General features: G+C 38.0%; 7 protein-coding genes. 4 read left to right on the forward strand and 3 right to left on the reverse strand.

All coding sequences use genetic code 11. The features are described from left to right. The first annotated feature begins 68 nt into the window (after positions 1–68). Complete coding sequence (locus tag B5488_RS08255) at positions 69–6,677, forward strand: LamG-like jellyroll fold domain-containing protein (RefSeq protein WP_170065295.1); 6,609 nt, start codon at positions 69–71, stop codon at positions 6,675–6,677. Here B5488_RS08255 and rsmG read toward each other — a convergent pair. Next, a complete protein-coding gene (gene rsmG / locus B5488_RS08260) occupies positions 6,674–7,303 on the reverse strand; it encodes a 16S rRNA (guanine(527)-N(7))-methyltransferase RsmG (protein WP_079736559.1) in 630 nt (209 codons plus the stop codon). The two genes, B5488_RS08255 and rsmG, sit on opposite strands and share 4 nt — an antisense overlap. A 119-nt stretch (positions 7,304–7,422) precedes the next feature. Between rsmG and B5488_RS08265 the strand changes: the two genes are divergently transcribed. Both B5488_RS08265 and B5488_RS08270 read left to right on the forward strand, forming a co-directional pair. Beyond that, complete coding sequence (locus B5488_RS08265) at positions 7,423–8,529, forward strand: fatty acid desaturase family protein (RefSeq protein ID WP_079734842.1); 1,107 nt, start codon at positions 7,423–7,425, stop codon at positions 8,527–8,529. Between the two features lie 26 nt (positions 8,530–8,555). Beyond that, entirely contained in the window at positions 8,556–9,749 is a 1,194-nt protein-coding gene (locus B5488_RS08270) for a pyridoxal phosphate-dependent aminotransferase (RefSeq protein WP_079734843.1), read from the forward strand. A gap of 149 nt (positions 9,750–9,898) precedes the next feature. On the opposite strand, the gene B5488_RS08275 is transcribed toward B5488_RS08270, so the two are convergent. Together B5488_RS08275 and trkA are read right to left on the reverse strand one after the other, a co-directional pair. Beyond that, complete coding sequence (locus B5488_RS08275; RefSeq protein ID WP_079734844.1) at positions 9,899–11,395, reverse strand: TrkH family potassium uptake protein; 1,497 nt, start codon at positions 11,393–11,395, stop codon at positions 9,899–9,901. Further along, entirely contained in the window at positions 11,395–12,744 is a 1,350-nt protein-coding gene (gene trkA / locus B5488_RS08280) for a Trk system potassium transporter TrkA (protein WP_079734845.1), read from the reverse strand. The genes B5488_RS08275 and trkA overlap by 1 nt, the downstream gene beginning before the upstream one ends. A 138-nt stretch (positions 12,745–12,882) precedes the next feature. On the opposite strand from trkA, the gene ubiE reads away from it, so the two are divergent. Further along, positions 12,883–13,611 (forward strand): bifunctional demethylmenaquinone methyltransferase/2-methoxy-6-polyprenyl-1,4-benzoquinol methylase UbiE, encoded by a 729-nt coding sequence (gene ubiE, locus B5488_RS08285; protein WP_079734846.1) that lies wholly within the window; start codon positions 12,883–12,885, stop codon positions 13,609–13,611. Positions 13,612–13,613 lie beyond the last annotated feature (2 nt).

Below are 13,613 nucleotides of genomic sequence, written 5' to 3' on the forward strand. Positions count from 1 at the left end.
AGCTTAAATTCCTGTTAAAATAGATTTATTATATGTACTTTTATCCTCTATTAACAATAGAGTCGCCTATGGGTAAAATTACTCCCCGGTTTTTTTTAATAGCTCTTATTTCTGGATGGTTCTTACTCTCCGGAAATTCGCTATTGGCAAATGTCAACTATGGGCCCGAGAAACCTGTTTTAAAAGAAAAACAGCAAAAGAATTTATTTTTTGTAGGCTTCATATTAGAACTTGCTCCCTCTATTTCTTTAATAGAAAATGTACCAGCCAGTTGTAGCAATGCCCAGGATGGCGCCTTAAATATTGATATTTCTGGCGGAGTCTCTCCCTATACCTATGCCTGGAGTGGTCCAAATAATTTTTCGAGTACAGAAAAAGATATCTCTGGCCTCGAACCTGGAAATTACACCGTCTCGGTCACAGATAGCAATGAGGATACAGCTACTGCCAGTTTTACAGTTGACTTTGAAGATTTAGAAGCTCCTACCGCTAGTTTTAGAAATATTTTAGTTGAATTAGATTCGAGCGGTTCCGTTTCAATTCAAGCGAGCGATATAGATAACGGCTCTTCAGATAACTGCGGAATTGATCAAATTTCAATAAATAAAACAAATTTCAACTGTACTGATGTTGGGGATAATAATGTTGCTCTCACCGTAACTGATGTAAACGGAAATACTGCCACAGAAACTGCTACTGTTACCGTTGAAGATAAAATTGCCCCTCAGGTTATTACTCAAAATATAACAGTTCAACTTGATGAAAATGGAACTGCCAGCATCACAGCAGATCAAATAGATAACGGTTCAAACGATGCCTGCGGAATCCAATCCAGCTCTCTGGATGTTTCCCCATTCGATTGTACGAATATTGGTACGAATACCGTTACGCTTACTGTAACCGATAATCATAATAATACCGCCACAAAAACTGCCACCGTTACTGTTGAAGATAAAATTACCCCTCAGCTTATCACTCAAGATATAACAGTTCAACTTAATGAAAATGGAACTGCTACTATCACAGCAAATCAAATAGACAACGGTTCAAACGATGCCTGTGGAATTCAATCCAGCTCTCTGGATATTTCCACATTTGATTGCACCAATATTGGGGCGAATACCGTTACGCTTACGGTAACTGATAATCATAATAATACAGCCACAAAAACTGCCACCGTTACCGTTGAAGATAAAATTGCCCCCCAGGTTATCACGCAAGATATAACAGTCCAACTTGATGAAAATGGCACTGCCAGCATCACAGCAGACCAAATAGATAATACCTCAACCGATGTCTGTGGAATCCAATCCACTTCTCTGGATATTTCCACATTTGATTGTACTGATATTGGGGCGAATACCGTTACGCTTACGGTAACCGACAACCATAATAATACTTCCACACAAAATGCTACCGTTACTGTTGAAGATAAAATTGCCCCAGAGGTTATCACTCAAGATATAACAGTTCAACTTGATGAAAATGGCACTGCCAGCATCACAGCAGATCAAATAGACAACGGCTCAAAAGATGCCTGCGGAATCCAATCCAGCTCTCTGGATGTTTCTACATTTGATTGTACTAATCTTGGCGAGAATACTGTTACGCTTACGGTAACCGATAATCATAATAATACTGCTTCAAATACAGCTATAGTAACAGTGGAAGATAGTATAAAACCCGTTTTACCAGAGGTTAACGATATTACTTGGGGTTGTGAATATACTGTGGAAACTCCGGTTGCAATAGATAATTGTGGAGGGGAGATTCTTGGCGAAGCAAACAGATCTACCACTTTCAGTGAAACCGGCTCGATTGTATGGACATTTACTGATGCCTCAAACAATTCAAATAGTATAGAACAAACGATTACTATAAATCAAATAGAATTAAATGTTCAGGTTGATGATATTTTATGTAACGGTTTTGCCTCCGGCGAAGCCCAGGCCATAGTTACCGGTGGAGTTGGAGAAATTACTTATGACTGGGGAGAATTAGGAAATGGGCCCGCAAAAGATGGATTAAGTCCAGGTGTCTATTCGGTTACAGCTACTGATATAAATGGATGTTCTGCAACAAAAGAATTTACCATTAGTGAACCAGAAAGTTTTATTGAAATTACTAATATTGACATCAATAAAGGTTGCTTTGAGGAAAATAACGCGTCAATTACTGTTGATGCCCAGGGAGGAACCGGCCAACTCACTTACAACTGGAGTAATGGACAAACGGGAGCGACAATTAATAATATAAACAACTCATCTGCTTCCAATAACCTTATTTTAACGATTACCGATGAAAATGGATGTTCTATTGAAGAAACCATTACCGTCTATCCTCCAGAAGAACTAGTAATCACCAATATTGTTGATACAGAAACAAATACTTTCGGTTCTGCTACAGGAACTGCTACTGCAATTATTGAAGGAGGAACTGCTAATTTCGAGTTTTTATGGTCTGACGGTCAAACGGATCAAATTGCAAAAAATCTAGCTGCGGGAACATACAGCGTTACGGTAACTGACGCAAATGGATGTACCGATGAAGAAACGGTTACAATAATAGATCCCCTGGAAGCTAGTATGATTCCAACTTCAAAATGCTTAAGTGATGACGGCGGATTAAGAACTTCAACTTTTGAGCTTGACTCCGTTCAGGGAGGAATTGCTCCTTATAATTATAAGTGGGATTTCGCAGGTGAAACTGTAGAATTTAGTGATACCAACAATCAAACCGAAGGTCCCGGAGTACACGTAGTTAATTATTTAGAAAGTGGAGTGTATCCTGTTTCCCTTACTGTTATAGATTCGGTTGGGAATGAATACACAGAAATATTTAACCATTATGTAGGCGAATGTTTTGAACCCTGCGGACAAACCCAAAACTTTGATTTTACTTTAGAAACCTTTTATATCGGTAAAGAAGACAGCAGCCCTCTTTTAGGTTCAGAATGTGAATCGTATACTGGAAAGCGTTATATATATCTTAAAATAGAACAAAATGCAAATGCCTATAATCCTTCAGTAGAATTTATTTATTCAATATCACAGGGTGGTGAATTTATTTCAGAAGAAAGAATTACAGGATGTATAGATATTGGAGATGAAAAAATACCCGAATTACTTCGAATTGGTGAAGTACAAAACTGGTCTTGTGGAAATGCTATCACCCTGGAAAGTTTTTATATGGACTGGACAAATAATCACAAAAAAGCCTGTGGGGATGTTCGCCAGAGAATGTGTGTTTCAACCAACGAGAACGATGAAATTCATTTCCCTTTATCGGCAAGAATAGAGAAAATCAACAATTTTTGTTACGGGGATGAAAAAGGATCAATAGAAATAATACCCACTGGTGGTGTAGGTACTTATCACTATGAAATTCAGAATACTGTAACCGGTGAAATATATGGTCCTAAAGACACACGAACTTTCCAGAATCTACCGGCCGGAACTTATAAAGCAATGGTTCATGACGATAATGAAACTTATACCGTAAATGATATAACTATTACACAACCCGAAAATGCGCTTTTACTGGAAGAAATAGACCAGACACCATTAGTATGTTTTGGGGGAAGTAATGCTACCGCAACGGTAGAAGCTTCTGGCGGGACAGCTCCATACACTATAGTTTGGGATCATATTAGTCAAACTTCAACCGAAACTACAGGAACCGCTAACAATCTTTCTGCTGGCACATATTCAGTAAACGTGGTTGATGCTAATGGTTGTGAATTTACTACCGAGGTTACTATTGATCAGCCAGAAGAATTAATTGCAAATGCAGGAGAAGACCAGACTTTGGAATGTGGTGTAAACCAGGTGAATTTAGGAGGTGTTTTTGAAGGCTACACTAACCCCAGAACGCAAGAAGAAGAATTTGGGACCTGGCGAATTATTAATGGCCCGGCAGGAGCTGTAATTTCAGATCCAAACAATCCCGAAAGTCTTTTCACAATAACCGCAACGGGCACTTACACCCTGGAATGGACTATCCCTTGTGGGAGTAGCGATAGAGTTAAAATAATTTTTAGTAACTGCAGCACTATAGATTTTGACGGAGTTGATGATTATATAGATTTTGGTAACAACCTAAATCTTACCTCAGGATTTACCTTAGAAGCCTGGGTTAAACAAGATCAAAATGCTACCACTTCAATAAAAACTGTTCTCTCTAAAAGGGATAATGCTAATCTTAGTACGGGAGGATACGATTTAATTATTGAAAATAATACTCCTAAATTTAGATGGAATAACGAAATTATTTCTTCAGATCATCAAATTGATTCAGACCGCTGGTACCACATCGCGGTAATTCAAGGTGGAAATGATGCTGGTATATATATAGATGGCATTAAAGCGAGTGAAAACATTCCCGGAATTCCCAATAGTGTTGATAATAGGTTTCTAATTGGGGCTATGCACGATAGTGCTTCAGAACCACTTCCCACCCACTTTTTTCACGGCTGGATAGAAGAAGTTAGAGTCTGGAATACGTCCTTAGATCTAGACCAACTTAAATTTATGATGAACCAACGCATTATAGATAACAATTCTACAAATGTAAAAGGTGAAATTATACCATTAAATGTTCCTAATAACCTGGATTGGGAAAATCTAATAGGATATTATAGACTTATAACCTCTGAAGCTACCAACGGTATCACAAAAAATAAAATACTAAATGGTATTGACGGCCGGTTAAAAAACATTCAAAGTACCCAACAGAATACCGCTCCCCTCCCGTATATTGCTACTGGAGGAGATTGGTGGAATATCAACTCGTGGAAACAACCCCAGGTATGGGATACTCCAAACAGTACCGGTGTAAATGGTGAAAGAATTGACTGGAATATCGCCCGGTTAGACGGTAAGACCTTAACAAATGCTGCAACTACTAATAATTCAAATAGCATCACTTTATTAGGACTTTTGGATGACGCAGGTTCTTTAATAATGGATGGAGCTAATAATACTTCGGGTAACGAATTACATATTAGTCATTATCTGGAATTAAATGGAAAAATAGATCTTAACGGTGAATCACAATTAGTGCAACCCGAAGGAAGCCAAATTAGTGGTTCCGGGAGCTTAGAACGCGATCAGCAAGGCACCGCAAGTAGTTTCAATTATAATTACTGGAGCTCCCCGGTAATATCAGATCCTACAAACACTACTTACAAGGTTAACCGGGTTATGAAAGATGGTTCTACATTGGGCACAAATAAGTATCAAAACATCAACTTTAAATGGCCACATACCCACGCAGATGGACCAAAAGCCAATCCTATTAAAATAAGTGATTACTGGATTAATGCTTTTAGAGCCAGGGAAGCCAATGAATATAGCCAGTGGGAACAAATTGGAAGCTACACTGCTTTAAAACCAGGCGAAGGCTATACCATGAAGGGCACCGAAAATATAGATATTGCTGAAGGAAAACTTCAAAATTATACTTTTAACGGTTTTCCAAATAATGGAGTAATAGAAGTTAGCGAAATTAGATCGGAACAAAATTACCTGCTGGGTAATCCATACCCATCTGCCATAAGTGTTGAGGAATTTATTTTAGACAATATTAGGGAGGGCGAAGGCCGTAATGATAAAAACCTTTTAAACGGAGCAGTTTATTTCTGGGATCATTTTGCCGGCAAAACCCATTACCTGGCGCAGTATGTTGGAGGTTACGCTGTACGCAATTTAATAGATGGAGTTGCAGCCATTTCAAATGACTCCAGGATAAATGCCTCGGGAGCTGAAAGCAATAAACGCCCCAGTCCATATATTCCGGTGGCGCAAGGATTTTTTGTGAATACTACGCAAGATGCACAAGCAGGAAGCTTTGACAGTTTTGATACCGGAAATATCATCTTTAAAAACAGTCAACGTTATTATAGAACAGAAGTAGAAGAAAATATTTCGTTGTTTCTGCAAGCCCGCGATAATAACAAATCTAATAAAACTGAAGAAAAAAGGGAAGATGGGAGATATAAAATAAGATTATTGTTTAGTTCTCCTACCGGTTATCACCGGGAACTTCTTGTTGGTGCAGATACCAGAACCAGCCAGGGTTTTGACCTGGGCTTTGACGCCCCTTTAATAGATAAGGGCCCTGAAGATATGTATTGGGTAGTTGAAGATGCAAAATTTGTAATTCAGGGTGTGCCGCATTTCAATTTAGACCAGGTACTACCTTTAGGTTTTAAAATTGCTGAAGAAAAAGAATTCATGATAGAAATCGGGGAGCTTGAAAACCTGCCTGAAATCACCGAAATTTATTTACGTAATAAAAGCGATAGTACGTATCACGATTTGCGAAAAGAAGCTTTTAAGGCAACGTTGCCTCCAGGAGAATATCAGGATTTATATGAAATTGTATTTCAGGATGTGACCTCAACCCGGGAAGATAAAGAACCCAGCCAGGAACCCATCGAATACTTCTATTCTATGGATGAAAAGGAATTCGTAATTAGCAATCCCGAACTTTATGAAATTGAACATATCAATATCTACAATATCACCGGTCAACTGGTAGATCAACACTTTGGAATTCCTGATATTAAAGAAATCCATATTCCACAGAAGAAATCTTTAAGCTCGGGAGTTTATATTGTGAAGGTGTACACCAACGCAGGCGATTACGCTAAAAAAGTAATTATTAGAAAAGACTAAGGTTTATATTTTAAAGGAAGATAAACCACTTTTTTAGTTTCGTAGAATTCCTCCTCAAAATAATCGCGGAGTTCATAAATTCTGGCTTTTGGATAATCGCGAAGCTCTACAGTGAGATCTCCACCTTTGAGGTAAAGAATTCCGTTTTTAAGTTCGTGCTGACTTTTCTTTGCGATTTTTCCTTTAGTCCAGTGTACAAAAGTAGGCATTGCTGCTACTGCCCTACTCACTATAAAGTCGTAAGTTCCTTTAATCTCTTCTACCCTGGCATTGGTAGTTTTAACATTGGTAAGTTGTAAACCTTCTACAACTTCCTTTACAACTTTCATCTTTTTCCCAATAGAATCTACTAAATGAAAATTGGTTTCAGGAAACAATATAGCCAACGGAATTCCAGGGAATCCACCACCTGTACCTACATCTAAGATATTGGCTCCCGGTTTAAATTGCTGAATTTTTGCAATTCCCAGGGAGTGTAAAACATGCCTTAAATAAATTTCATCTATATCCTTACGCGAGACCACGTTTATTTTGATGTTCCAGTCTTTGTAAAGTGACTCCATTTGCGCAAATTTCGCATATTGGTCATCGGTTAAATCGGGGAAGTATTTTTTTATTAAATCCAAAGTTTTCACAATTTCCACAAAAATACATAATTTGGTGCTGAAATTGCAGCGTATATTAATACGGTATAGATATAGATTAACTATTTAAATATTTTACCTTTACCACTTACAAAAATTCCATGGAAAACGTTCAAAATCATATAAAATTCTCCCGAAAAGATTCTACAAAATTCTTTAGGTTACTCAACAAACGAGTGAATAATTATTTTAAAGAAAATAATATTAAAAAAACCGGAAACTGGAAACTGCACCTCAAGGCAGTAGCTATGTTTTCTTTGTTTTTAACCCCATACTTTTTAATTCTTACCCTTGATATTTCACAGTGGTGGATGCTGCTTCTTACTGTGGTAATGGGTTCCGGAATGGCTGGAGTAGGAATGAATATTATGCACGATGGTAACCACGGCTCCTATTCTTCAAAAAAATGGGTAAATAAATTTATGGGCGGAACAATTTACGTTTTGGCAGGTAATGTTTATAACTGGCAGGTACAGCATAACGTTTTACACCATACCTATACTAATATCCACGGCCACGACGAAGATTTGGATGCCGGAAGAATTATTAGGTTTTCTGAACATGCCAAATGGTACAGTTTTCACCGTTTTCAGCATTATTATTCCGTATTTTTATACGGTTTATTAACTTTCAACTGGGCTTTAACTACCGATTTTAAGCAAACTAAAAATTATTTGAAGCGAAAACTTTCTTACGGAAAAATGCCAAATCCGGTTACGCAATGGAGTATTATCGCGATCACGAAACTGATTTATGTTTCTATTTGGATCGTGATTCCTATGTTGATTTTATCAATTTCCTGGTGGAAAATTCTAATAGGATTTTTCGTGATGCATTATACAGCAGGATTAATTCTTAGTATCGTGTTTCAGTTAGCCCACGTGGTTAAAGAAACCGAAATGCCTTTACCAGACGAAACCGGCTCCATGAAAAACACCTGGGCAATTCACCAGCTGTTTACCACGGTTAATTTTTCGACTAAAAATAAAATTGTAAACTGGTTTACCGGCGGATTAAATCACCAGGTAGAACATCATATTTTCCCGAATATTAGTCATATTCATTACACCAAAATAGCTAAAATAGTAAAGGAAACAGCTGCAGAATGCAACCTTCCTTACCACGAATACGAAACCACACGCGCAGCAATAATTGCCCATTTTAAACATTTAAAACAAATGGGTGCGAAACCTGCAATTTCGTCTTAATAACTAATTAGTAACCATTTTAAAGAATGCAAGAACAATTATCCAACCGAATTAACAACTTAGCAACTTCCCAAACCCTGGCTATGGCTGCAAAAGCGCGTGAACTTAGAGCCGAAGGGAAAGACATTATCGGGTTAAGCCTGGGAGAACCAGATTTTAATACCCCAGATTTTATAAAAGAAGCCGCGATACAGGCGATTAACGACAATTATAATTCTTACACTCCCGTAGATGGATATGTAGAATTAAAAGATGCCATAATCAAGAAATTTAAGCGGGATAATGACCTTACTTATAATCACTCTCAAATTGTAGTTTCTACAGGGGCCAAACAATCTTTGGCAAATGTAGCTATGGTTTTATTAAATCCGGGAGATGAGGTTATTTTGCCCTGCCCTTACTGGGTAAGTTATGCTGAGATAGTAAAACTTGCTGAAGGTGTTCCGGTAGAAGTTCCAACATCAGTAGAAACCGATTTCAAAATGACTCCCGAGCAACTGGAGGCTGCAATTACACCCAAAACAAAAATGATTTGGTATAGCTCTCCCTGCAATCCCAGCGGGATGGTATACAGCAAAGAAGAACTAAGAGGCCTTGCTGATGTGCTTAAAAAACATCCGGATATTATTATTGTAAGTGATGAAATTTACGAACATATCAATTTCGTAGGTGGTCACGCTTCTATGGCTCAGTTTGAAGATATGTACGATCGTGTAGTTACCGTAAACGGTGTCTCTAAAGCTTTTGCAATGACCGGTTGGAGAATTGGTTATATAGGTGCACCGGCGTGGATTGCCCGAGCTACCAATAAAATGCAGGGTCAAATTACCAGTGGTGCTAACTGTATTGCCCAACGTGCGGTAATTACTGCCCTGGAGGCGCCCGTTAGCAAAATTAGCTATATGGTAGATACCTTTAAGACAAGAAGAAAACTTATTATAGATCTATTAAATGGTATTGAAGGTTTTGTAACCACAGAGCCCGAAGGAGCTTTTTATGTTTTCCCAAATGTTTCTCATTTCTTCGGAAAAACAATTAAAGGTCATAAAATTGAAAATGCTACAGATTTTTCTATGTTTTTATTAGAAGAAGCGCTTGTTGCCACTGTAACGGGTGATGCTTTTGGGAATCCAGACTGTATAAGAATTTCTTACGCGGCAAGTGAAGCTCAAATTGAAGAAGCAATGAAGCGAATTAAATCAGTTTTAGCTGAAGCATAGAATTTTCAGTTTAATAAGTTCATTTAAACTGTATTAAACTAATATTATATTCGTCATTGCGAGGAACGAAGTAATCTCTAGTAATTAAACTACAGATTGCTTCACTCTGTTCGCAATGACGTTTTTTTATTTAAGAGAGTGTTAGTTTTTTACCTATTCCTCCAGAAAAACGGAGTAAGAAGTATAAGAACAGTAAAGAGTTCTAACCTTCCAATAAGCATTAGAAAAGAACACCACCATTTACCAATAGGTGGAAGAATATCAAAATTATTTACCGGGCCAAGTGCGCCAAAAGCAGGTCCAATATTCCCTAGGGAAGAAGCGGCTCCCCCAATAGCTGTTTCAAAATCGAGCCCCAAACCTCCTAAAACTACTGAGCCAATAATAAAGGAAAGCATATAAAGAATAAAGAAACCAAGGATATTAAAGGTTACTCCTTTTCCAATAGATTTTCCGTTAAATCGAACCGGAAGTATTGCATTAGGGTGTAAGGCACGTTTAAATTCAATACCGCCATTTCTAATCATTATAATATGGCGCATTACCTTTACCCCACCAGAAGTAGACCCGGCAGAACCTCCTAAAAAGAACATCCCAAAGAAGAGAATGGTAAGAAAGGGAGTCCACATTGTATAATCGGCTGTAACGAAACCGGTGGTCGTTATTATCGCTAACACCTGAAAAAGTGCGTGTCTAAAAGCACTTTCAGCTTCTCCCCAAACCATGGGGTGATCTATTTGCGAAAGAGCAACATCGGCTTCAAAATAAATAAATGCAGAAGCCACTACTGTAAAAATTCCTATAAAATAGAAATACCATTTAAATTCATCGTCATGCAAAACTTTTTGCACCCTCCCTTTAAAACTATAATAGCTTAAAACAAAATTGGTCCCGGCCAGGAACATAAAAAGCATGATGATATACTGGATAATCGGTCTGTCGTTCCAATAAGCCACACTAATGTTTTTGGTTGAGAAACCACCGGTAGAAAGCGTACTAAGTGAATGGTTTATAGCATCAAAAAAGCTCATCCCTGCCACTTTCAGCAAGATAGTTTCAGCAACGGTATAGCTCACATAAATTAGCCATAGACGCTTGGCTGTATCTGTAATTCTGGGTTTTAACTTATCGGCGCTGGGCCCGGGAGCTTCGGCAGCAAAAAGCTGCATCCCTCCTATTCCCAATAAAGGTAAAATTGCAATGGCTAAAACTATAATTCCCATTCCGCCAATCCAATGCGTTAGGCTACGCCAGAAAAGAATTCCTTTAGGAATAGATTCAATATCATTTAAAACCGAGGCACCTGTTGTGGTGTAACCAGACATGGTTTCAAAAAAAGCATCGGTAAACGCAGGAATAGATTCGCTTAACACATAAGGTAGTGTTCCGCTTAGAGCCATAAAAATCCAGCCAAAAGTTACAATTATATAACCTTCACGTTTTTTTACTTCTTTACGGTGGCCCCTGGTGGTAAACATTAGAAGTACCCCAAGAAAGAGGGTGATAAAAGCGGCTGCAAGAATATGAACCGTTACACCATCTTCATAAAACCAACTTATTAAAACTGCCAGCAGCATAAAACCACCGTTGCATAAAAGCAACAGTCCCATAACGTGCAGGATAATCTGGTGATTAAGTCTTGGCATTAGAGAAAGAGTTTTTCAACCTTTTTAATAGACCTTGGCAGGCAACATACCACAATACGATCACCACGGGTAATTGTGAAATCTCCCAGCGCGATAATCCCTTCGCCATCTCTTATAATTCCCCCAATAATTGCCGACCGTGGGAAATCCAGATTCTTAATTTTCTTATTACAAACCTGCGAATTTGGTTTTACAATAAATTCAAGTAGTTCGGCGTTCATGTTATTGATCTTGGTCATCGCTACCACTTCCCCTTTTCTCACATATCTAAAAATATTATTGGCGGCAAGTAGTTTTTTATTGATTAAAGTATCAATCCCAATTGAATGACTTAACTGGTAGTAATCCATATTCTCTACTAAAGAGATTGTTTTTTTCACACTCTTAGATTTCGCAACCAGGCAGGACATAATATTTGTTTCAGAATTACCGGTAACTGCAATAAATGCATCCATATCATGAACATTCTCCTCTTCCAGTAACTCTACGTTTCTACCATCGCCGTGAATAATTAGCGCATTGGGAAGTTCATCAGCTAGATCGTAAGCCTTCTCTTTATCGCTCTCTACCAGTTTAACGTGAAAGTTATTTCTACATAAATCTTTGGCAGTTTTTTTTCCAATTTTACTTCCGCCTAAAATCATTACATTTTTAATGGCATGTTTGGTTTTACCGGTAAGCTTATAAAGGTTTTCTACCCCGCGTTTTAACGTGACAAAATTCACCTGGTCTCCTTCTTTAAATTGCGTGTCACCACGCGGGATAAGGGTATATTGAGTCCCGTAACGCTGAATGGCGATTGGCACAAAATTAAGATCTGGAAAAATATTGGCGGCTTCTTTTACAGTTTTACCTACAAATAGCGCATTTCTGGACAGGCTAAGACCTATCATCGTTAAAGCGCCATTTTCAAATTCATAGCTATCATTAAAAGCAGACTGATTCAGCAACAAAGCAATTTCCCTTGCTGCCAGGGCTTCAGGAGAAATTAATTCATCTATCCCAAAACTGGTAAAACCTATCTCCTCTTTATTTTCAAGAAATTCGGTATTTGAAATACGGGCAATGGTTCTTTTGGCTCCCAATTGCTTAGCTAATACACAACAGGTAATATTGGTAGCTTCACTGGAAGTTACACTTATTAGCATATCTACGTGCTTAACCTGTGCATCTTTTAAAATTGAAATTGACGTTGCATCTCCTTTAATTGTTCTAATATCTAAATGCGTATCAGCATAAGTGAGATTATCCCGGCTGGTATCAATTAGTGTGATATCCTGGGACTCAAAAGAAAGCAATTTTGCCAAATGAAAGCCGACTTCACCTGCTCCGGCAATAATTATCTTCATATAACAGCTTGAAATTGAAAAGAAGAACAAAGGTACAGTATTTTAGACAAACCAAAAACCAAAGTATACCTCAACAAATTCTAAAAGTTTCAACCTCAATTATTTCATATCGTGTATCTTTGACCCAAAATTGTTACTATGAGTAAAAAGGTTACTCCTTATCAGGACTCCGGTCTTAATAAGAAAAAACAGGTGGAACAGATGTTTGATAAAATATCTGGCAATTACGATGGGTTAAATCGGGTAATCTCTATGGGAACCGATGTAAAATGGCGAAAAAAGGTAATTGCCCTGGTTAAAGCCCAGCAACCAAAAGCTGTTTTGGATATTGCTACCGGCACCGGGGATCTTGCAATACAAATGGCCGATATTAATGCTGAAAGAATAGTTGGTCTCGATCTTTCTGAAGGCATGCTGAAGGTAGGCCGTAAGAAAATTGCCGCAAAACAACTAACCGATAAGATTGAGATGGTTCAGGGAGACTCTGAGGCTTTACCTTTTGAAGATAACTCTTTTGATGCCATAACCGTTGCCTTTGGTGTGCGTAATTTTGAAAATTTAGAAAAAGGATTATCTGAAATTCAACGAGTTCTAAAACCCGGCGGAATTTTTGTAGTTTTGGAAACTTCTGTCCCTACCAGATTTCCGTTCAAACAAGGTTATAAATTATACTCCGGCTATATGTTGCCCCTCATTGGGCGGGTATTTTCTAAAGACCGCGAAGCTTACTCTTATTTAAGTAAAAGTGCAGCTGCATTTCCTTATGGCGAAGCTTTCAACAATATTTTAAAGAAAACGGGGTTTATAGATGTAGAAGACAAACCACAAACATTTGGGGTTGCCACTATTTATACTGCTTCAAAATAAAA

The organism is Salegentibacter salegens (assembly GCF_900142975.1).
GTDB classification, from domain to species: Bacteria; Bacteroidota; Bacteroidia; order Flavobacteriales; family Flavobacteriaceae; genus Salegentibacter; species Salegentibacter salegens.

Coding starts and splice junctions, on each gene's coding strand:
- B5488_RS08275 (WP_079734844.1), bottom strand. CDS start 11,395: ATGCCAAGACTTAATCACCAGATTATCCTGCACGTTATGGGACTGTTG.
- B5488_RS08255 (WP_170065295.1), top strand. CDS start 69: ATGGGTAAAATTACTCCCCGGTTTTTTTTAATAGCTCTTATTTCTGGA.
- B5488_RS08270 (WP_079734843.1), top strand. CDS start 8,556: ATGCAAGAACAATTATCCAACCGAATTAACAACTTAGCAACTTCCCAA.
- B5488_RS08265 (WP_079734842.1), top strand. CDS start 7,423: ATGGAAAACGTTCAAAATCATATAAAATTCTCCCGAAAAGATTCTACA.
- trkA (WP_079734845.1), bottom strand. CDS start 12,744: ATGAAGATAATTATTGCCGGAGCAGGTGAAGTCGGCTTTCATTTGGCA.
- ubiE (WP_079734846.1), top strand. CDS start 12,883: ATGAGTAAAAAGGTTACTCCTTATCAGGACTCCGGTCTTAATAAGAAA.